This window comes from Pseudomonas sp. RW409, from assembly GCF_003184125.1.
In the GTDB taxonomy this organism is placed as follows: Bacteria; Pseudomonadota; Gammaproteobacteria; order Pseudomonadales; family Pseudomonadaceae; genus Aquipseudomonas; species Aquipseudomonas chlororaphis_I.
Genome location: NZ_QHHP01000002.1, coordinates 502,253 through 524,053 on the forward strand (window position 1 = coordinate 502,253; position 21,801 = coordinate 524,053).

15 protein-coding genes and 3 pseudogenes are annotated in these 21,801 nt (G+C 54.1%); 3 read left to right on the forward strand and 15 right to left on the reverse strand.

All coding sequences use genetic code 11. From position 1 onward, the window contains the following. Positions 1-316: 316 nt before the first annotated feature. Both DK261_RS33290 and DK261_RS33295 read left to right on the forward strand, forming a co-directional pair. Positions 317-475, forward strand: a complete 159-nt coding sequence (locus DK261_RS33290; RefSeq protein ID WP_256597541.1) for a hypothetical protein — start codon at positions 317-319, stop codon at positions 473-475. Between the two features lie 88 nt (positions 476-563). Further along, the gene (locus DK261_RS33295) at positions 564-896 is read left to right on the forward strand and encodes a hypothetical protein (protein ID WP_218278163.1); all 333 of its coding nucleotides are present in this window, start codon (positions 564-566) and stop codon (positions 894-896) included. A gap of 1,322 nt (positions 897-2,218) precedes the next feature. Here the strand turns inward: DK261_RS33295 and DK261_RS02380 are convergent. The 3 genes from DK261_RS02380 to DK261_RS02390 form a co-directional block, all read right to left on the reverse strand. Continuing rightward, the gene (locus DK261_RS02380; protein WP_110175235.1) at positions 2,219-2,968 is read right to left on the reverse strand and encodes a hypothetical protein; all 750 of its coding nucleotides are present in this window, start codon (positions 2,966-2,968) and stop codon (positions 2,219-2,221) included. Positions 2,969-3,400: 432 nt separating this feature from the next. Next, the gene (locus tag DK261_RS32775; protein WP_146218501.1) at positions 3,401-4,429 is read right to left on the reverse strand and encodes a hypothetical protein; all 1,029 of its coding nucleotides are present in this window, start codon (positions 4,427-4,429) and stop codon (positions 3,401-3,403) included. An 88-nt stretch (positions 4,430-4,517) separates the two neighbouring features. Then, on the reverse strand, positions 4,518-5,036 hold the full coding sequence (locus tag DK261_RS02390) for a hypothetical protein (protein ID WP_110175237.1): 519 nt from the start codon (positions 5,034-5,036) through the stop codon (positions 4,518-4,520). A gap of 201 nt (positions 5,037-5,237) precedes the next feature. Here DK261_RS02390 and DK261_RS02395 point away from each other — a divergent pair. Beyond that, positions 5,238-5,433 (forward strand): annotated as a pseudogene (locus tag DK261_RS02395) (IS3 family transposase); the annotation flags it as partial. Positions 5,434-5,486: 53 nt separating this feature from the next. On the opposite strand, the gene DK261_RS02400 reads toward DK261_RS02395, so the two are convergent. The 12 genes and pseudogenes from DK261_RS02400 to tssI all read right to left on the reverse strand — a co-directional run bounded on the left by DK261_RS02400 (position 5,487) and on the right by tssI (position 21,688). Beyond that, complete coding sequence (locus DK261_RS02400; protein ID WP_110175238.1) at positions 5,487-8,114, reverse strand: hypothetical protein; 2,628 nt, start codon at positions 8,112-8,114, stop codon at positions 5,487-5,489. Between the two features lie 4 nt (positions 8,115-8,118). Continuing rightward, positions 8,119-8,961 (reverse strand): hypothetical protein, encoded by an 843-nt coding sequence (locus DK261_RS02405; protein ID WP_110175239.1) that lies wholly within the window; start codon positions 8,959-8,961, stop codon positions 8,119-8,121. Beyond that, positions 8,958-9,737: a hypothetical protein gene (locus DK261_RS02410; protein ID WP_256597539.1), complete on the reverse strand. Its 780-nt coding sequence runs from the start codon at positions 9,735-9,737 to the stop codon at positions 8,958-8,960. Before DK261_RS02410 ends, DK261_RS02405 begins: the two co-directional genes overlap by 4 nt. A gap of 248 nt (positions 9,738-9,985) precedes the next feature. Then, positions 9,986-11,014, reverse strand: a complete 1,029-nt coding sequence (locus DK261_RS02415) for a GTPase-associated system all-helical protein GASH (protein WP_110175241.1) — start codon at positions 11,012-11,014, stop codon at positions 9,986-9,988. Then, positions 11,014-12,378 carry a metallophosphoesterase gene (locus tag DK261_RS02420; RefSeq protein ID WP_110175242.1) on the reverse strand — a complete coding sequence of 455 codons (1,365 nt, stop codon included), beginning with the start codon at positions 12,376-12,378 and terminating at the stop codon, positions 11,014-11,016. The genes DK261_RS02415 and DK261_RS02420 overlap by 1 nt, the downstream gene beginning before the upstream one ends. 140 nt (positions 12,379-12,518) lie before the next feature. Then, positions 12,519-12,691, reverse strand: a pseudogene (locus tag DK261_RS02425) (IS3 family transposase); the annotation flags it as partial. A 700-nt stretch (positions 12,692-13,391) separates the two neighbouring features. Beyond that, a complete protein-coding gene (locus DK261_RS02435; RefSeq protein WP_110175243.1) occupies positions 13,392-13,775 on the reverse strand; it encodes an immunity 22 family protein in 384 nt (127 codons plus the stop codon). A gap of 22 nt (positions 13,776-13,797) precedes the next feature. Continuing rightward, positions 13,798-14,091 (reverse strand): annotated as a pseudogene (locus DK261_RS02440) (hypothetical protein); the annotation flags it as partial. Between the two features lie 42 nt (positions 14,092-14,133). Beyond that, positions 14,134-15,321, reverse strand: coding sequence for a DUF6708 domain-containing protein (locus tag DK261_RS02445; RefSeq protein WP_231999304.1), 1,188 nt, complete (start codon positions 15,319-15,321; stop codon positions 14,134-14,136). Then, positions 15,314-18,769: a toxin VasX gene (locus tag DK261_RS02450; protein WP_110175244.1), complete on the reverse strand. Its 3,456-nt coding sequence runs from the start codon at positions 18,767-18,769 to the stop codon at positions 15,314-15,316. Before DK261_RS02450 ends, DK261_RS02445 begins: the two co-directional genes overlap by 8 nt. Continuing rightward, positions 18,766-19,638, reverse strand: coding sequence for a DUF4123 domain-containing protein (locus DK261_RS02455; protein ID WP_110175245.1), 873 nt, complete (start codon positions 19,636-19,638; stop codon positions 18,766-18,768). The genes DK261_RS02450 and DK261_RS02455 overlap by 4 nt, the downstream gene beginning before the upstream one ends. 1 nt (position 19,639) lies before the next feature. Beyond that, positions 19,640-21,688: a type VI secretion system tip protein TssI/VgrG gene (tssI, locus tag DK261_RS02460; RefSeq protein ID WP_110175246.1), complete on the reverse strand. Its 2,049-nt coding sequence runs from the start codon at positions 21,686-21,688 to the stop codon at positions 19,640-19,642. Between the last annotated feature and the right edge of the window lie 113 nt (positions 21,689-21,801).

Here is a 21,801-nt window from a genome sequence, read left to right on the forward strand (position 1 = left end):
TGCGATTCGATTTCGGTGAGTACGCGACCTCCTGCTTAACTCCCAAAAGGACCGCCGCTTTGCAGACGGTAATCCTGGGAAAATCCGCGGACTTTTGAATGACGCTTGCCATCCACTTTTTCAGGGCATGGCTGTCGGGGGACTGTCGTGTTGGTCCTGACTATTACTCTCCATACTTCACACCATCGGTCGAAAACGATAGAGCTACAAAAGGAACGCCACTGAAACCACTCAATAGCCCCGTTTGCTGACGCCCGCTGAGTTAACCCTCTGCATCAGACTGTTCCGCGAGGCGCGGCAGTGGTCTCAAGAACAGTTGGCTGCGATCTCGGGTTTGAACGTGCGGACAATCCAACGAGTTGAGCAAAGCTTGTCAGCCCCGACGCGCCCTTACATGAGCACTCGAGTTCGCGGACATCGATGTTTTCAACAAGCCTTTCACTATTCCCTCCGAAGAGGAACTCAAGACCACTAAGGAAAAATTCGATCAAGAACACATAACCTTGACGGCTGCTCCACTGACTACAGGAAAGCAACTAGCCAAGCTTGCAGAAACATGCACGATGGATCTCTCAGAACCGGCCTTTGAACTGACCCGCGAAGCAGACGAAACATTTGCAGTATTAGTGGACTACTTCAGGGACTACCGGGATTGCGCCGACGCCTATAGTGAGGTGCAGAAATTCGTGGTACACGACGAAATGCAGTCCCGCATCGACACGCTTAAACAGTTAGGTGTTTCCCTACGCTATGCCGAGCGCGAGGTACAGGTAAAATGGAGCTCAGCCCCAAATAGCAAGCCTATGCCTGCCAAAGTGTTGTACCTGGTTGGCTTCCCACTCGGCAAAGAGCCCCAACAATTTGCAACGCCGAAATCCGCTGGTATCCGCCTGTAGGACAACGTACGACTCCGCGCTGCCAAGCATAGGTGAATGTATGAACGCAGGATAAAAACTCTCAGCTACCACTTTTTTCCTCATCTATCACACTCCACTGCATAACAATCAACTAATCCAAATACAGCGTTAGGCTTTTCCTCAGCAACAACAGGCGCCAGAGCGGCCTACTTTCGTAGGCCGCCTTCTGCAAATCACTCAATCAGGCTGGCTATCATTTCCCATATCCAGCGAATTAACCTGCGACAACATTCGCGGATAAATTCCCAGAATACGATTTTTTTCAGCGAGTCGAGTGGCCCACGACGTGTGTCCATAGGAGATATCCTTTGGATAAGCGTTAGTGTGTGGGCGTTTCAGCCGATTTTATGCGTACCGCTATGAGCTAGTACGGCCGCGCCTAGGTTGTAGAGCCCTAGAGCGTCGAGCATTGATTTATCGCACCTTCACAACCGTCATACCAACCCAACGGTCGCAACAAGGGACTTACTTCAGCCACTACATTCCGTTGCGTGCGCTGAGCTGCTGACCTTCGTACCTCACAAAAGGGCGCGAAGTTGTGCGTGCTGCTTGACCGACTTTATTAGGCTGTTCGAGTCAAATGCACGATGCTGTTGTTACACCCCTAATCAGTCGAAGCGGAGGGATGTAATCATTGCCACTAGTTCTTCATTAAGAAGAACCTGGGCCATTTTTCTGGCGGGCCACACGGGGCAATCCGCTCAGTTCACCAGGCATCGTAGGTGCCGTGGGCGAAATCTAGTTGTGCTCTGCAGCCTGCTATGAAACCTAAGCCGCATCGGGTCCTACGACCCTGAGCTAGCGTAAACGCAATCCATCCATGACTACGCATTACGCTTTTTTGGGGGCGAATCGCATCGTAATACAACCCGCCAAATTCTTTTCCAGGAGCCTTAGACGGTCTTTCCTCTAGGAGCACCTAGTAATTTTTGTGCCTAGCCGCCTCCACAAGAAGGGAAAAGACTGGCCAGCATCACCGCTAAGCGTGATGCAATAGATGGCTTGAAACTACCCGTTATTGAATCTAAAGATTTAGACTCCAAGCAAGCTTATCTGGCACCAGATGCGCTCCGCAAGGGGAAACTCGCTACCAATTGAACGCAGCGAAGTCGAACATGGCCGATACAATAGTGAACGGCGACGACGCTGGAGTTCAGAGCAAAAACCGGCCATGGGCTCGTGAGAGCCTCGAGCTAGAACAGAACGTTCGGTGGCAGCTCGGCAACGGCATCATGCCAAAGATCCGTCCAGACAGGGCCGGTGCAGATATACCGACGCAAAGCTCGGGGGAGATCAGGAGGCTATGAGGCTTGCTGCTCCAACCAAAAAATCGTGGCCTCGATAACCTCAATAACCCTGAGGCGGAGAGTACCTTCGATCGATGCCATATCTTCCTGGTACTTGCCGTACACCTCCATGAGCTTTGCATCCCCACACTGCTCATCAGTCGGTTGGCCGAGATAGTTATTAGTGAATGGGTTCACCGGCCATAGCTCATACTGCTCGGCAAGCAAACGAACCTTGTCAGTCAGCACAAGCCAGCTCAATGCGTGTTCTGGCGAGATAGAGGCTGCCATGGCCAGTGCGTGCTGGAAATCGGGGTATCTAGAATGGCCGGTCTCCATTGCGAATTTCACCTTCAGCAGATCCCTTTTGGTCATCAGCTCGCTCTTGTGAGCTTTGAGTTTTTCGATATCAAGCACGGCCAGTTCGACTGAAGTAATGGGGGTCTCATGCCCAAACACCATGGCGCGCTCGTATGCGTCGATCACTGCAGCCACAATCATGTTTAGGGGCCTCAATGTCAGCTTCTCTCTCCGGTGACGTGGCATGAGCTCGACGATCACATAAAACACATATGCCGAGAATAGACCGACCAAGAGGTCACTGGTTACGCTGCCGGTGGCGTCAGCGCGAAGGAATACAGCAGCTTGACCACCATCCAGCCAAGGCCAGATGGACAGTTTCAGATTGATCAGGACAATGAGGACTAGCACCCCGACAGCGCCTGCCAGTAACCACTTTTCCCTTGCTTCCCGCCAAACCCACATAGCCCAAGCCTCCCTGAAATCTCGCAAGCATACTTACAGGGAAGCGTTTTGATATCACGGACTGAAAATCGATCGAGAGGTGATCGGCGCTGTATTCAGTGCTGAAGTCGTTGTACAGCACGCCTCAACGTTTCAGCTCACTCAGGGACTCGTGCAGGGGATTAGGCGCTCTGCCCTGGCGGGAGCCAATTCGGTCAGCTCTTCGGTGGAGGAATTGATGCCGTAGGTGACTTGGCCAGACGGTTACAATCATCTGCCTCCGGCTGCAAACTTGCCTAATCTACAGCGACACGACGCTCCTTAGCTCTGATTAACTAAGCGACTTGATGGACGTAATGGTGAGTTTAAAAATAGCCGAGGGTATATGTAATCTAATTACTTTGAGGTGATTGGCTTAGGGTCAATAGTTACTCTTGGCTAGGTTTAGTTAATTTAGGCCTGGTCTGCTCGCGTAATATTTAAGTCAACTACATGAAGTGTTTTGGGACGTTGGGCTGCTGAGCGGAAGCGTCCGAAGGACCAAATGCCATCTGGGTTGAATGAGCAGTCGGACATTAAATTAACACAAATTCGATCTACGTTAAGTACCATGCCATCTAAAGATCTATAGGTGCCCTTTAGCCAAAATGGCCGGGTTTTCGGAAAATCTATAAACTCCTTATTGTACTCTGGTTTGAAGTAGCTTATTAAGCTCGCTTCCATGGCTTCAAAAAGGCTATTCATACCTCCGTCTACTAGGTGTGGAATAATTCCCTGTCCCGTTATAACTACTCCTCTATCCGCAATGGCATACATCTGATAGCCAGCATCATAAGCAAATATAAATAGGCTCCTGTTTCCATGCCTTTGTTGAAAATCACCTTGGATTTCCACGATTTTTTCATGTGCTTCTGCACGTTGGAATACTGTTCTACTTCCGTTCTTCCCACACGCAATCCCAATATATTCCACCTTGAAGTCAGTGATCTCTTGATGTCCATCAGGGAATTGTACATAGTGCAGTAGATCTGGGGAAAGCATGAGGCTAACTCCACTTCCATCTTTATGAGTAAACTTCATGCACATGGGGAGGCCACCATGCTCTGGAGACTCAACGGAAACATTTATAATGTCATGTGGGCGAAGAAGTGAAGGAATTTTGTATGGTGAACTTCCATCGAGGACGATTGAAATAGGAATCTCAGTAGGAATTGGGTACGTCTGAAAAATTAGAGTGGTGGAGGCAGTTAGTTTTTTATTATCCCAAATAGCTTTGCTTCCAAATATAGAGGATATTCGTGACGCCAATATATAAATATGGTAATCCCGACTTAGCCCGATAACTTCTACTTTATTTCCGCGGCGATCTTTAAATATTTCGCTATTTCGGCCATCAAGCTTTGCTTTCTTTAACTTAGCTGCTGCGTTCGGAGAAAGTATGGTTGGAAAGCCTGAGTAGAATTCCAGCGTTTGTTTTATCATTTCTTTTGCTTGCCTTGTGTACAGTAGGGGACGACCAGCTTGCTATTTTCGTGGTCAGGGACGTAAGTTTATAACTCTAAAGGAGGGTCTAGAGTTGGAGCTGAATATTATTTTTGTAGTTATACTCGAAGCGGTCGCCGTAGATAGACTTAATGGTCAGGATGAAGTTTATATTTTGTTGAGAAGCATCCTTTAGCTTTAAGGCTGCGAATGCGCACATAGGATGAGCATTAAGGCTGGACTCAATCATTGCTATCTCTTCACCAATTTTAAGTGAGTCATTTGGTCTTGGACCTCCTACGGTAAAGCAGGTTGGGTCAAGATTTAGAGATAATAACGCACTTCCAAATCTTCCATGCTTTCCCTCTGGAACAGACTTTCCATCGACCAGCACCTCTAATTTCTCCACATACGCCGGCCCCATTCCATTGTTGAATACGTAAATACCCCACTGATTTGTTCGGCCATCTACCTTGAAGTAGGCATTTACCCGAGGTTCCAAAGAGATATGATTGTGCATGCGCTGAATATATCCTTGCCATATAGATAAGCCTAGCGCGCAAAGAGCAATAGAGACAGTCGCAATATTTGTAACCTTCTGGTTCATTTTTAGCACTCTACAGATTATTCAATGTGAGAGACACATATCGCTATTTCAACGTCAGATCGCCGTCGCTTATGGAGTTCGTAAGATGTAAATAAATAGTATGGCTAAGTCGGTCAACATCGTTTCATTCTTGGAGGGAAAGGCATTGGTGTGATGCCCTAGTAGGTTCACACTATCTCTATGATTTCCTCTTGAGAAGATAGCCGAGAGTTTTTCAAGCTTCTAAAATTGGAACGTATCAAATGAAAAATCTACACCAAGCAGCAAGATGCTCGTAGCGATGTGTTCGATTAAATCGAGATGTTCTACAACATAAAACATCGCCATGGTTTCAACAATCATCTATCACCGGTAGAGTTTGAAAAAAAGTTACTCCATGAGTTTTCAGAGTCTCTAGAAAGTCCGGGGCGATTTAATATGCGTCGAATGTTTCCCATCTGTAGATATTTTTCACTTATCAAGCGTGAGAGCCCTGTCTGGCCGAATTTCGGCAATTACTCTCTTTACTAAGCGCCGACCATCGTCGTCTAGGCGGCCCAGGTCTTTCTCTATTCTCGAAAGATATTTGTCACCGCCATTCGACTTCACTACGCGCTTGAAAATCCTAACGACGTCATCGCATCGACATGCAGTCAGCGCCAGATCACCGGGCTTCCATGATGAGGACATGAATGCATCAACCAGTTCATGACGAGCGGTTTTGCAACGATCCCAATCAACGAAAGGAACGAACTTCAGGAGATCAGGCACATCGTCGTCTTTCGCAAGCTCTCGATAAATCAAAGGAAATAGAGCCGCAATCATAAGGGAGACAGGCTGGTGGCGGGCACTGAGCAACGATGGCGTGAGCCAGCCAGCTGCATCGATTAGTACTTTGCGCGATGTTTTCTCCGCATCGAACATGAGCTTGGCGCAGGCATTGATGGCCAGTTCGGTCAGATCGATGACGTGTCGCCCCTGTAGAGCTCGTGCAATTTCCGCGACAGCCTCAACAATACGCTTTCGGGCGGCAGGCGGCGCATTCTCGAACGAGATAAGGTTCCGGTCAGCGACCTCAGCGTCGATGCCATGCTCCAATCCCACCCTGGCTACCCATCTGCCATCAAGTCTCTCACCGAGAATGCTGAACAGCATAGACAGCACTGCGGCTTCGTCACCGTCGAACCGATTGCGCAAGCACCTTCCTATCACGCGCTCGGCGATCTCGTATTTTCGAGCATCGTCGACCTTCGGGATCACCGAGAGGATGACACGAATATACGCGTCCATGGAAAGGTCCTGCACCAATGCCCTCGCGAGTATGTCGACAGCGTTGTCCGATAGCCGCGCAACTATGTGCTCGCCGATCGCCCGGTCGGAGAGCAGCGCAGCGAGTTGCTCGTTGTCGGTACGCTGCAGCACGCTTACGAGCAGTGCAGTGGACGTTTTCTCGGATAGGCGCTTCTCGTTTAGAAGCCAAAGTATATCCGCCCCGACAGGTTTGACCGACCGCACGAGCAGCGCGTCCCTTCGGGCCGAAGCGCTCGACGAAATCAAAACGTCGCGAGCGGCTGGCAGCCCCCCCACTTTCCTAGCCCGGTCAATGAGCACGGAACCAAGCCGCTTGCCCTCGAAATCGTTGGTATCCCCGAGCAAACGCAGTTGCGCAACTATCCCTCGGAGATCGAGCCTACCGAAGATTGGCAGAGCGGTGGAAAGCTGCCGATCTTCGACCAAATAGGGGAGCATCATCATGCTGGCCCTGTCCGCGAGCTCTTGGCCAACCTCATTTAGGACGGCTCCCATCCTCCCAAGGAGCCCATCATCCCCAGCGACTCGACTAGCCACAGCGCCGCTTTGCGACACAAGGCGTGCGAGGATGTCTGCCGGTGCCTTTGCAAGCACCTGCACGACGCGCGGCGCCGCTCCGTTGCCAAGACCTATTGCGATGCTGGGGATCAAGTCTTGAATCGCACCCTTGGCATCAGGCTGTTGTAAAAGGGTGACCGCACCATCAGGCGCCCGCTCAGCGAGATAGGTCGCAAGCTGTTCGACTGCAATCCTGCCGGCGGGCATGTCGTGTCCCTGCATTTTTCGCGCGATCGCGCCTACGAAGTCCCAAGCGTCGTTAAGGGGCAGACTGCTCGCCGCGCTACGCGTGGCCTTGACCAGTCGTGGTTCCAGCGACTTCACCGCTGCTGTATTGCTGACCATCCCCGAGTTGGCAATGTCCAGCAGCCCCAAGGCAGCGGTAGGTGTTCGGTCCAGCTTGTCGAGCAACTCGTCCCATAACAGCGTTATGCGCAAGGCGGCCGCATTGTCCACGTCACGATCACCCAGCAGATCGATCTCGCGATCAGACAGCAGTCTTGGCACGGGCTCCTCGAAAACGCGGCGCACGATCGCTTCCGTCCACCTATGACGATTCATCTGCAACGAACGGCCGTCTACACGACGCCCTGGCCAATCAGAGAACTTGGTCTTGGCATTCGACGGGGCAAAGACAAGGTCGAGGTCCCGACCGCCTATCTTTCGAGGCGATAGGGCGAACGTCGAAAGTGCAAATCGCCGCCGAATGTCAGGCCATAGCGCGGAGAGTAGGCGTAAAGCGATCAGCTCGGGATCAGGTGCGTCAAACACCACCACTGGCTTGGCCTCCTCGAGGAAAAGGGCCTCAAGCAACTCGCTCCCGCTGAAATTGGTAGCGGAAGGAAGCCGTTTCTCCAACTGCTCCATCAGCTCGGTACGTACTGCTTCAGTCTCGGTCGGCAGCTCCGCCGAACTGAGCAAATGAAGGATGGCAATGAGCGGCGGCCGGAGGGACCAGATCTGCGCATCGATCAGCACGCTCTTGGTTCGGACGCAGCCCGCCCGAGGAACAGTGAGATCCTGCCATGTCCTTGCGATGACGTAGTGGGTCCCGCTTGGCAACGGATAAACTGATAGGTAAGGCTTGAACTGCTCCTTAGGGCGCAGGGGACCAGCCACATCGGAAAGGCGGTCCACGACTGTCTGATCTTCCTTGGGCAAGACGAAGGAAGACGCCAGAAGTTGATGCCCCTTGCGATAGCCGTGGATCTGGATTTCCGCAGTAATCACAGGTTCAAAGGCCTACCGCCCACGCGATGGGAAGGGTGATATCGGAATCTTTTTTCCACCCATTTCCATCGTATACAGTGACCCATCCATGACCGTCCGGCCCTGCTTCGAGAAAGGCTTGCCGGTAGGCGGGGTCGTACTTCAGGTCACCGCCGACACTGCTGAGACCGAATATCTGGACATTGAGAGCCTCCAGGTCGGTCAGTCTTCCCGCGACAAGAGGGTACTCACGCTGGAGATAAGCCAAGGGGCCCTGCTGAAACATTCCAGCATCAACCAAATCCCATGCGGTGACGACGACGGACAGCCGCGGCCGTTCGCCGTCCTCCCGCTTGGCAAGCGAACACTCAAGGAAGCGGATTAACTCGCACAGCATTACCTGCGTGGGAAGGCCCTGATCCTCCTCGCCACCGAGCTTCTCCAGCATGCGGCGAGACGTCACCCAATCGAGGGGGCGGACATCCTGGTCGGAACCAACCCTTACGAAAAGCAGCGCACCATCGGCCCGCCTCAGTTCACTCTCCCAGTCTGGATCTATCTCGCTGTCGATGACTGCGTTGCGCCAAAGCTCTCCCGAGATGTCAGGAACGACGATCCTAGATCGTGGTCCGTCCTTCGTCGCGGCAACAACGACCTCAAAGTTGCGCCGCGCGTCGCTGTGCTCGGAACGCGGCGCGAATCCCCCAGCGAAAAGGTGGTCGGTAATCTCTAGTACGAAGTTGATATCTTCAGGCTGTTCCGCAGCATGTAACCCCCCCGTCCCCACGTCGAGCGCTCGCCATAGAGGGCCAATGTAGTTGGTTTTTCCTGAGTCAGGACCACCAAGCAACACGATTGATCGGCTCATCGATCCCTCCTGTGGCATATATAAGCGCGATCGCCTTCAGTTGGTTCGGTCGACCGCCAGAAGGTCGGGCGATCAGCCTGCTTCCCAACTGTCAGGTCAATCAGCTTGGCTATGCCGAATCCTGCTGGCACATCGTCAGGGCGATCAGAGAAGGGAGCGACACCCACTATCTCGGCTTCCGCACCACGCCGGGCGAGTTCGACCTGTAGACGGCTGATCACATTGTCGTCGAGGGCATGCAAATCACGATGGGTCACCACGACTAATAATCGTGAAGGACGTCCGTTCAACATAGTGTTCAGACGCCCAGCGAGTTGCCCCACTCTAGCTATAAGTCCATGACGCTTTTCAATGTCTGCAAGCGAGCGGCCATCAAGCACGATCCAAATCGCCTCAGCTGACTTCATGAAATCCAACCTATCCGATCGGGCCGTATTAACGAGTGCCTGTGTCCATTCCCCTGGCATATCGGGAAGCGCTAGGTCGACGCGCCGACCGTCCGAAAGCCTGACGAGCCTGAGATGGAGGAAACCCGGACCATGATCGTCTGCTAACTCTGTATGGACTGTCATCTGTTCCGGTGCGGTGCCATCGTTCCAGTCGCGCGCGCCACGCGCAATTTCCTCGAACGCCGCTAAACTCTTGCTGTCCGCGAATGACCAACCCTCAAGTTTCGCGTGCGAGACGAGAAGGTAAAGACTGGCCAGACATGCGGTCTTACCGGACTCAGGATCGCCGAGGATACCCACGACATTGACGTATCTGGTGCCCATCATGGCGTTCAGCCTATCCAACCCGAGCGTCCGGCTGGAGGGAAGCGCGCTAGCGCGCACGGGTTGATCGAGCACTGGTGCGCCCAGCCGGTCACCAGACAGTGATGCGATTTCTTCATCATCTTTGACATCCGCCGAGGTCGGGGCTGCTGACTCGTTAGTAGCACGGTTTCCACAGGATAATGGGGGGCGTTCGAGCGCACAGAGTCCCGTCTCGTCGACGGTACATCCATCGAAACTGCATGATCCACTCATAGTTTGCTCGCGCCCTGCGACATCATTCTAGCGAACCCGGCTTCCAGCAGAGCCCGCTCGCCCCACTCCGAAACCCGACGCTTCACTGCTGCGCCCAATCCGTCCACTTCACCAGTGGCCAACGCGTGAAGGAGCGGGAAAACCGTCGGGTGGGAAGTGATATTGCCTTGGATAAACGCGGCGGCGAGAGCCGTACGGTCGTCACCGACGGCCGCAAGCATTTCTGCCAGATCAAGTTCTGGATCCTGGTCCAGCGTCCGGAGGACGATCTCGCGATGCACCTCGCAGGGAAGGCGGCGCAGCATCCTGGCCCCCTCGACGCCGGCGGCGACTATACGTGTCGGTTCGTTGATCGCGGAGAGCTGTCTATTGAGCAGTCGGCTGCGTCCCAGTTGCGCCCACCATAGAAAATCAAGTTCCTCGCGATCCAAGGCAGCATTACGACGTAGCGCCTCAATCGTATTGGCCATCGCTTCCTTGAAATTGCTGGTCGCCACATTGTTTTCGTCGATGGTAATACTTACGGTAGAGGGGTCTTGGACATCCATCCGCTCCCTCGCCGTTTCGGCCGTCGTCGCGACCCAGTCGGCAGCCGCATTAAGAACTTCGCGACGGAGATTTTCGCGTCGTTCGGTCTCCAGTACCGGTTGATATGCGAGGGCGGACCAAAGCGCAGTGGCATATACGTCGTTAATCGACCATCCACTGACGCCCGGGCTTACATCTAAGAGAGAAACCATCGCCATACCAGCGCAGACGCTAACGTCTAGCGGACGCTCCTCATAAAGGAACGAGGAAGATTTTTTCTGGATTGCCTTCTGGATTTCATCGCCTAGCGCGGACGGAGGGTTGCCGTCACCACCAAGAGCCTCGGCAATATCCGCTGCCTTGGAGATGATGGTTGAAACAGTTTTCTCCTTTCCCCAGCTGGTCGCGAGGCTAGTCGCCGCCGAGCGCCGGGAATTCACATCGTCGTCGTTTACAGTGACGCCGGAAATCCGCATGTGAACCGCAATATTATCCATTACCGTGCCCCGTCCTTCCGTTCGCCAATTAACTGATCCATCATCTTCTCGACATCACCCAGCTTCCCATTTCGGACAAGCATGTCCAACAACCTGCGTTCCAGCCCTTGGGACATTCGCTCATCGGAAGTATCTGGAAGCGCGTCCAACTCAACAAGGATACGTAAACGTTCCCCTTCTAGCAGGTCGCGGAAGAACCGAAGCCTGGCAGTTTCATAGCCTTCATTGTTCGGTGGCATGGTACGCGGCTCCCCTTCCAAGGATTCCATCGGGACCATTTCGATAGTCGGCACCACTGAGTATGTGCTTTCCTCGACAGCCGGTGCATCTGCTGGTTTAGCCTTAGTAGACGCTTCCGGACGATTCGCCTTGCGAAAAAACGGGCATGCCAACCGGAAGTTTGGTTCCTTCCCGCCCAAGCGCTCGTCATCGGCTTCGAAACATGTGCGCTGCGCATTCCAAGCCCGGGGATGCATCGTCACCGACAAACCGTCGATTTCTTCATCCCAGTCGAACTCTATGATGTTGTAGGTGAAGGTGTAGACGTCATTGGACCTGTAGGGGACAGTAGCGCCGGCTGCGAGCATCATCACATCAGAGCCCGACTCGACGTTGTCGACCGACACCTTTGGGTTGTGCTCATGACCCGAGATGAAAACCCGAGCCCGGCTACGAATGTAATCCCGCACCTGATCCTGATCTTTGTACCAATGCAATGGGTGATGAACGAGGACAATATTTTCCACCCCATTTGTGCGGGGGATCGTGAACTGACGCGCACCTATCATCAATTCCGGGTGCTCATCTCGTTCTCCCCCATGGCAAAGGAGAGAGGAGTTGAACCTGATAAAACGGATTGCCCGACCGGGCGCGAGGCTCACTTCCATTTCCGACGCAAAGGCGCCTTCGTTGTTAAGGGGACAGTTGTAACCGAAGCTAAAGCGGCCATAGTCCTCAAAGCGATCAAAGAGGGCTGCCCGATCTGTCGGGTTGCTCAGAATATCCTCGTACTCCTTAGAGCCGCCTGCACGAATATGGTCGAGAATTTGCTTCCCTGCGAACGATAGTTTTGAACGATCAAGATCGTGATTACCTGGCACCATCTGAACACGATGGATCTCCACACCGATACTCGCTGCGAGTTCGTCTAGCCATGTGCCGGCTTCCTCATACTCCGCCCATTTGCCCGACTGAGTGATGTCGCCTGTCACAAGTATGCCGTGAGCGATCCCACCAGCTAAACTCGAGACGACTTCCCTTGCGTCGGCGATCAGTTGCTGTTTTACATCAGCATGTATGTGAACTCGATCATCCTTTTCCTGACCAAAATGGATATCGGACACATGAATGAAGACTGCCGGCATCCCTTTCCTCCCTAATCTCTGCGGCTTCCCAACACATTGCGGCATTATGATATCAGCAGATGATTTTCTACCATCTTCAGTTGCTTCCTGGGATGGAAACTAGGGCTGGGCAAGAGGCTCAGTGGCCAGAGCAAATGGTCACAAGGCCAACCAGCCGGTTCTTGACCACTCAACTGATCAATCAACGCGCATGCGGGGGCTCTTCCGACATCAAGAGGGTAGCCCTTTTAAAATTAGATTTCTCCCGCTCAAGACGAACCATTCGAGCTTCCAGTTCCTGGACTTTTTGCTGCTCAGGCGTCAGCGCTTTGCTCTACAGAATCACGCCAGCGCGCTCCTACTGGAGCTGATTAACTCAGTGGCGCAATGCAGATTCGACTTTCCGAGCGGGCGACAAATTTCGACCAGTACCTCTCTCTGGTAAACTCAATCGTTTGCTTTCACTTGGAGTATTACTGAGTCAGGCAGCCCGAATCACACCTAGGGGGACGATCCCCCCTCAACTGATTACTCCAGTTTCGGCCATACGACCCAGTGGCTCGAGGTCACGACCTTTTGCCATAGCGACCTGTATAAACCTCCTCTGATTCCTCGAAGGGCAAGGCGCCGCGAGGCGTGCCTCCTGCTCGAATCGTCTTATCAATTCCAATCGAACATTTTTAGCTTTCCGCCGACCTTTCATAAAAGGCCTCCCAAGAAACATCCAGCCACTTCTTTGAAAGTACACAGTCACTAACGTGGTACCAGCGTCTTGCAGCATCCAGCATGGCGAGACCGAGACACCCCATGTCCGCATCATAAACCGGTATTTCTAGCCAGATCAGCGGTCCATAGTGAAAGCGAAAAGGACTTGACCTTTTCCCAGATCCGAAATGGGAAGTGTCCACACTCCATGGAATGTGGACACTTTGAATTCAATCAATTACCCCGTGTCAAGCGTTATCTCAGCCAGATAGAGTTAGAGTGCCGCGATACGAGCAGTGATTTCGGGACTTTTAGATTGAGCATTACAACTATTCACGATATTCAAAACTGCCTGAATATATAAATTCTTTCCCCTTTATAAGGCTTTTTTGCGGTGTACCGGAATATTGGAGCTCGTAAATAAGCACTACTGTATCTGTTGGGGGGATCTTTGTTGGGTTTCTATTTATACTGTCGGAAATTTCTGAGTCATATGAAAAACCCTCAATAGCATCTGGTAATGAGTTGGTTATTTCAACTTTGTCAGCTTCCATAAGATCGTCATCGATAAAATCTAAGGCGAATGCTTTTGTGAAATCGGAACCGAGAAAGTATCCGTCTTCTGAGTATGATGGGGTTGTCACTTGCTGGAGTGTAGGAATGTCCCAACTAGTATGGGCTACCCAAATAGAGACTGTTTTAGTTGAAGTCATTTTTGGTACCTTCAATTTCTTATTCCGGCGTGGCACCACGTACGTTGATCAGGTGATCAAGCGGATCGTAGTGATAACGCAGGTTGCCATTAGCGTCGTAGGTATAGGCGTTGTTGTGCTAGCCGTGTTGTTGCTGGCTGACGCTGTGGGCCTGCAGGCGGCCTTGTTCGTCGTACTGGTACTGGCGCTGCTGTTCGCGGCCAGCGTTGAACTGGTGGCTGGTCAGGCGCGAGCCGTTGAGATCGATGCTGCTGAGCTGGCCACCGGGCAGGCGGCAATGGCTGAGCTGGCCGAGCTTGTCGTACTCGTAGCGCAGCTTGTGGCTAAGAACGGGCGCGCCAGTTGCCAAGCCTGACGCTCAATGCAACCCCGCAGTTTTACACGCTTCGACAAAAGTCGCGCCTTTCTTGTCCATGGCGGTTTTAACTATTTGATTGGCTTTTACCAAGGCAGTGCTTGGTTTTGCCCACTGCTCCGGCGGCAGTGGTTGTGACCAGGTTTGCACTTGTTCCGGCAGGGTAGGACGCCCCTTGCGGTGACTCCATTCAGCCAGCAGATAAGGCATCTTCCAGAAACTCAGCACGCGCCAGATGTACCAGCGCCGTAGCGGCCATGGGGATCGCTTGGAGTAGCCATAGTGCTCTCGCTGTTCCGGAGTCAAGTCTTCTCCGCCATCGTCCAGAGAACCCATGGCGCGAGCGTCTTCGCGTTCTATTTCAAAGGTGTGCAGTCCTTCGTAGGGTTTCAACCTATCCCCGGTCGGAATCAACCCCAATGCCTTGAGCATCGGGTTCGGCGTATCCACTAACTGTCCGTCTTCCATGTAGTTGCGGATCGACGTCCACATCCCCAGTGCGTGTGCATCGCTGGATTGCGGCAGCAGCACAAACTGCACCTTGTCCTGCTCTTCATCTTCCAGGCCCATGCCAAAGGTGTACTGGCGTGTGGCGCCATAGCTGGTGACGCCTTGAGTATTGGAAACCCAGGCGACGACATTTTCCCAGGGGACAATCAAGACTCGATGGGTTTTGCTATCGACGTAACAGACTTCGCGGCGTTGACGGTTGAAACGGACGGGGTAGGTTTTTGCAGCGGCGTAGACGCTGGATAGCATCCCGTAAACGTAGGCGCCAACAGGAAGAATGCCCAAGAGTGCATAACCAGAGAATGTCTGGACAGCCATCTTTAGATCTTTCAATGGAGTAGGGAAGTTCTCAGGGTAGACGAGTACTCCATACATGATGATAAGAATTGGTGCGATAAAAGCAAAAAATAAAAGTAACCATATTCCTGAGGCCAGTATCTTTCCTTGCTCGACCATCCCCCAATTATTTCCACCGAGTTCAAGAAAAGTATCGTTCATCTCCGAAAAGTTACGGCGTGATACTTGTGCCTGACCTGTGTAAACCGGCAGAGGCGAGAGGAACAGGGTCTCGTTCAACCCCTTGGTGCGGATCTCCCCAGCAGATGGGCGCTGGCTGCGGATGTCTGGTGCAGGTTCAGCAGCCGCAGTCTTGTTATAGCGTTTGAACAGGTTTCTAAACATCGACAGTCGCCAAATCTTCTTTTTTGAAAAGTCTGAACGATGACTTGCCTGTACCGACGGGCAAGGAGTCAACAGGCTCGAGTTTATAGGTGCCTTGCGTTTTAATGCGTACACCATAGGAATCGATGATGTGCAGATCACGCAGGAAAAAACAGGTTTGGTGGATTACATCGCGTTCAGCTTCCAATTGATAAGCAATATTGAAAGCCAACGCGAAACCTGGGGTTAGCAAAGAGTCACTGATCGGCAAGTGGAGCGTCAGTGCTTCCTTGCCTTTGCTGACGACAATGAAACGCGTCGCCCAAGTGGCAGTGCATTCCTTCCAGCGCAGAGGGGGCAAGCCAGGGCTGTAAGCTTGAGAAATGGGCTTATCCCGGTCTTTTTGATATGCCTGTAGCTGCAATTTACGGCTGTCCATTTCCTGTGTACTGATACCGGGCAGTATCAGTTTCAGATAGGTTTTTTTCTTGTCATCGTGGATCAGTTCACAAGTCGGTTTCTGCACGACTTTCGCCAGTTCATTCCACTCATCCTGTACGCTGCGATTCTTGGTCTTGTTCCCCCAGACGCTGCTCTCCATCCATTTTTGTAAATCGTCCAGATTGAAATAGTTGTAAAGACCTTCCCCCACCAGCTGCAAGGCGGTGGCAATCAAGCCTATCAGGTTGGCGCGTGCCCCGATGGCCAAAAGTCGTGGGCTGGCCTCGGCCCATGCCAGGGCCCGCAGTTCAGTAGGTGTCTTCATGATGTTCTTGACGATCGAACCGGTATGCTTCGCCGCCCAGGTATTGGTGCCGACCAGTGTTGCGTCGCCACTGATTTGCAGAGTAGTTGCACCTAGTCCCTTGTAATCGCCCTCGGCTAAAGCTTTACCCCATTGCAGAGAGTGTTTGCCCAAGTCGATTGTTGCGGCTATACCGCCAGATACGAATGCCCCAAATCCTGCAATGCCGCTCCAGCGTCCCAGACGGCTCATAGTGTTCAATTTGCCAGCAGCACTTTCCATTTGCTCGATATGAGCTTGGAATATTGTGACCGATAATCCTTGTATCGCTGCAAACCCGGCAGCCGACATACCGATGAGAGATTCCCCAGCAGCGCCCCAATCTGACAAAGAGCGATCAGGCTTCTTGGCGAGATTATTCATCGCCTCAATAAACTTCTGCCCCTGAATCACAAACAACGCAAATGCGATCCCGTCCCCCTTCGATTTCAGGGCCCCCGCCAGCGGCTTGTTAAACGTCCCCGTAGCCCGGAAATCACGCACGGTTTTGCCCATCTCCGCACGCAGCTGTGGGTCCAGACCATCGATCACCGTGCCAATTTTCGCCGGGCTGTCTCCTCCGACAGTCAAGGCATCGCTGAGCTTGTCTTCTAGCGGTACCAATGCGTTTTTCAGCTGGGTAATACGTTGGTTATGGAGCGCTTCGCTCCCCGGTGCTGAAGAGCCTGTAGCTTGCCGCATCAATTCCCGATTGCGCAGCTTGTAGGTTTCCTTCAACTGGCTGCGCAAGTTTAGCGACTGGTCTCGGGTCTGGTTGAATGCCGCAATTTCTGAGGCTGAAGCCGCACGCAAGGTCAGCCCCTGGCGGGAGAATTCGCGAAGCAGTTGCAGGCGCGCGGGAGCTCCGATATTGCGGATGTAACTGTTGGGGTCAATGTTTTGCGCGCGGGTGAAGGCTTGGTGTGCCCTGTCCAACTGGTCGGCCACCTTCAACTGACGTGCTGGGTTGTAGGCCTCGTCCAGCATGCTTTGCAAGCCCATGAACTGAGTGTTCAGCTTGGCGTAGTTCGGCAAGCGTTCGGTCATCAGGCTGTGGAACTGGTTGGTCAGCACGTTGACGTTGGCAAGGTTTTCTTTGGCTGAGATCACATTGATCGTGAAGCTGCTCAGGTCGGCCAGTTTCTTCGCGACGTCGATTTGTGCCGCCAGGGTCAAAGTATCAAGCCCAGGCACCACAGTCAGCAGGTTGGCTTCCATGTACGCAGCCAGTTTTTCAACTGCTTTTTGATCCGCACACATGGCCGCCACGCAGACAAATTCGGTTTCCAGGCGATGTTTGATTTGCGCATCGAGCTTGAAGTCGTAATACCAGGCGGCACGGTGAAAGAGGCCACCGGTAAACATATTGATGCGGTCTTCGCGGATGTTTTGCAGGCGACTGTGCCAATGACTCAGCAGCATTTGCTGCTTGACGAGGAACGCCTCCATCACCGGCCGGTTGACCAAGTCGTCGACACCGCGCTGACCAAGATCCTTGCCATGCAATGCGTACCAGCTTTGCAGGCTCAGTTTATTCAAAGTGCCTTGGTGTTTACGGTAGAGCGGATCGCCCAACGAATCCGTCATGTCCATATAGGCTCGGGCATAGGGATCCGTCTCGGCCATTTTCCGCCAATGTGCCTCGTCGCCATAGATCCCCGGGTCAAAAACATCCCGCCGAACCTTCAGATACTCATAAATTTTCGCCTGCTGCTCTTCGTTGGTGTCGTCTTTCAACGCCTGTACATCCGGGTCCGTTTTACTCAGGGCGTCGAGCCGTGGTCCGTTGACGTCATACAGAGACTGGACATAGGAACCAGTCAGGTACTGGGCCTGGCACTTATCATCCGCACTCCATTGCTCGATCCAGTCAGCCACTTTCAGCTGGGCACTGGCCAGATCGCGCATGACGCCAATATCGTCGCGCAGCACTAGAAACAGGTAATCATCCTTGTACGGACCCTGCACTTTGCTGGTCAGAGTTTCAATCGCGGTATCTTGAAATAGCGGCTTATCTTCCCAGTGATATGCCTTTTCCTCTTCGGGATTGGCTCCCTCGGGCAAGGCTTTGGACGGCGGCAGATTGGTGACGCCCTCTGAGTCCGGTTTTGAAGCGTTTTCCGCTACTTCGGCCAGCCAATTTTCCGCCTGCTGTTTGCTCAACAAATTCTCGCCGCCCTTTTCCGGGCAGACACTCGCCAGTTCGACCAGTTGCATCAAGCGTTTGCGCTCATCCTTGGACATGAGCACTTGCGAGCACTTGAAGGCCGTCCACTGAATTTCCGAGTAACTGGCGTACAAGGTGTGCTTGCGGGTGAACACCAGATGTGGCTCGCCGACCGAGCTGGTTCGCGTGTCGCCCGACACCTCCTGGCTGTTCCACAGCAGTTTGGTGATCTGGCCTTTTTCGACGCGGTATTCGTGCAGGTAACCGGTGGTGCCGTTGACGATGTACAGGTAGCCATCGCGCAGCAATCGGATACCCAATGGCTGGCTCTTTGTTTTGAACGGCATGGGCAGTTCTGAAGCCGGATCGAGGTGCTGGACCAGTCCATAACGCAGCGGCAGCAACTGCACTTTCTTGTTCATCAGTTGACACGTCCCCATGGGGACGCGGGTACCCTTGGCGCTTTTAGCCATGGCTGCGGTGTTTGCGCTGGTTTTTGGCGGTTGTTGAGCAGTCACAGTAGGCTTCCTTGTCGATCAGCGGCACGGCTTTCTGCCAGTTCGGCGGCGCGTTCCACACGCTTCAATGGAGTGTCCGGCGTCGATAACGTCAGCAGTTGAAGGATGTCGGGGTGCTCCGTCACAGGTTGCCCGGCCAGATAGCCGAAAACATTCGCGTAGAGAGTGATTTCCTGTTCAGAGGCAAAGCCTTGCTGATAGGCATCATCCGCGACCTTCTGTGCATACCGACGACGTTCGGGCTCCGCAAAAGTCGCCATGAAGTCCGGGAAGTATGTTTGCAAGTGCTCGCTCAAACTGGAGACGAAGTTGCGAAACTCGACTTCCCCCAGGGCTGTGAGTTCCTGGTCGCTCAGTCGATAGGTCTCTGGTTCAGCAATGGCCGGATCGGGACGCTTGTGTTGCCACCAAGTGGTTTCCACCCCATCAGGTAGGCAAACGTGCGCAAACGGGCCAAACCAGCGGGCACTACTGGCTTGTTCCGCAAGGCCGAACAGTTGATGCATTACCGCCGGGTCGGCAATTCGTGGCATGACCTCCACGTCACTTGGGTGTTTCACGGTGAGCAGATGGCGCCAGTGGTTCCATAGCGTCTGAACATTGGCATTACTGAATAACAGATAGCCCCATTCTTGGGCCGCATTTTCCCGGAAGTACGACAGAAGTGGATCGTTTGCGCCTTTCAGAGCGATCAAATAGGGTGAGATGTCCGAAAGATCCTGCCAGCGCGTGGTCTGGTAAAGGTTGTAGGCCGGGTTATCCCATTTGTGCAGGTGTTTGGCCAGATTGGGAACGCTGACACCGTCCAGCAGCAGATAGGCGGGTAGGTTCCACGGTAGATCAATCGGAAGCGGAGGGAATTCGATCATGTTATTTCTCGCCCTTCTGTGCGGCCAGTTTGGCGGCTTCGCAAATCGCACAAATCGGTTTCTTCTGCATTAGCGCCTGCCGCTGCGCTGATATCAGCAATTGCCCGGCCTTATCCGTATCTGCCTGCTGCAACGGCCCAGGCAGCAGCGGTGCTGCTCCGCTGCCGCTGCCCGGGGCGCCACCGGAGTTGACCTTGACCTGCGGGCCGCTGATGGTCACGCCGCCGGCGTCGAGCTTGATAAAGCTGCCGCCGCCCTTGAGGGTCAGCTCGCTGCCGGCTTCCATCACGACCTTCACCCCGGCATTGAGGTGGATTTCCTGGCCGGCTTCGATGAACTGCCCGGTGCCGATCTTGATGTGCTGGTTGGCGCCGACGGTGAGGTGGTCGCTGGCGCGGGCTTCGACCTTGCGGTCGGCGTGGACAGTGTGGTGTTCCTCGGCCTTGAACTCGCTGTAGCTGTTGGCCTCGACCGTGTCGTGGCGTTCGTTGCCGACGCGGATCTTCTGGTCGTGCTCGACGTTCTCGTCCCAGTCGCGCTGGGCGTGGAGGAAGATCTGTTCCTGGCCCTTCTTGTCCTCGATGCGCAGCTCGTTGTAGCCGCCACCGCCGGGGGAGCTGAGGGTCTTGAAGGTGCTGCGGGTCTTGTTCGCCGGCAGCTCGTAGGGGACGACGTTTTCCTTGTGGTACAGGCAGCCGCTGATCAGCGGCTGGTCGGGGTCGCCCTCGAGGAAGGTCACCAGCACTTCCATGCCGATCCGCGGGATGGCGATGCCACCGTACTGGGCGCCGGCCCAGGCCGAGGACACGCGCAGCCAGCAGCTGGTCTTGTCGTCCGACTGGCCTTCGCGGTCCCAGTGGAACTGCACCTTGACCCGGCCGTACTGGTCGCAGTGGATCTCTTCGCCCTTGGGCCCGGTGACCACCGCGCTCTGGCTGCCGAGGATGCGCGGTTTCGGGTGCAGCAGCGGCGGCCGGTTGGGCACGTCCCAGGGCGTGGCCTGGAAGCGGTTGCGATAGCCCTGATGGAAGTCGTCCTTCAAGGCTGTGGTGTCGCTGGTCACCGACTCTTCCAGCACCTGCGGCTGCTTGCCTTCGTGGACGATTTCGGTGAGCAGCCAGAGGTCGTTCCATTGCGCTTTCGGGTGCTCGCTCAGGGCCAGGAAATGCCCGCTGACCAGCAGCGGTTGGTCGCTTTTGCCCTCGGCCAGCCGGTAGTCGCTGCGGTGGCGTTCCAGGGCGCGCTTGGCCAGGTGCTTGCCGCGTTCGCGGTCGACAAAGCGGCCGGGGTAGTCGTAATCCTCGAGGTCCGGCTTGAACTCGCTCTTGGCGTCGCTCTCCAGGGTCAGGCGCGGTTTCTCGAAGTCGTAGTCGCGGCGCGTGGTGCGGCTGGTGCGGGCCTCCAGGCGCAGGTCGAAGCGCTTGATCACCGGGTCGTTGGCGACCATGCCGGAATCTTGCTGGTAGGCCACGGGCGCCAGTTTCGGGAACACCGTCTGGTCATCGCCGAAGACGATCTTGTGGCTGTCGGCGCTGTGCTGGAAGTGGTAGTGGATACCTTCTTCCTCGCACAGGCGCTGGATGAAATGCAGGTCCGATTCGTCGTACTGCACGCAGTAGTTGCGCTCGGGATAGATCGAACCCAGCTGGAACTGGTAGGCATTGCTTTGGATGCCATGTTCTTCGAGGACCTGGCCGATGATTTTCGGCACCGTGAGGTTCTGGAAGATGCGTTGGTTGATGCGGTGCGCGAGGTAGGCCAGGTGCGGGCGCACGGTCACCGAGTAGCGGGTCAGGCGCTTGCCGGAATCGCCCTGGGCGACGCGGTAGATCTGCCCATGGATGCCGGTGCCATTCTGCGCCAACTGCAGGAAGGCCGGTTTGTGCAGCAGGCTTTCCAGGTCCAGGGTGGCCTGGGCGCTGACCAGCTCGACCTCGAAGGCAAAGGGCTGGCTGATGGCTTCCCGTCCGGTGAAGGACAGGACCTGGAGGTCGTTGGAAAGCCCCTCGATGGTCAGGCTGAAGTGAGTCTGATTGGCCGGCGCGAACATCCCTTGTTCCTCGTGCAGTACTGCCGCGTGGGTCGAGCCCGGGGCCGGGCGCCGACGAACGCAAGAAATCCCTTATGGCGTAAACAACATCGACCAGCAGAGCTGGCCGATGT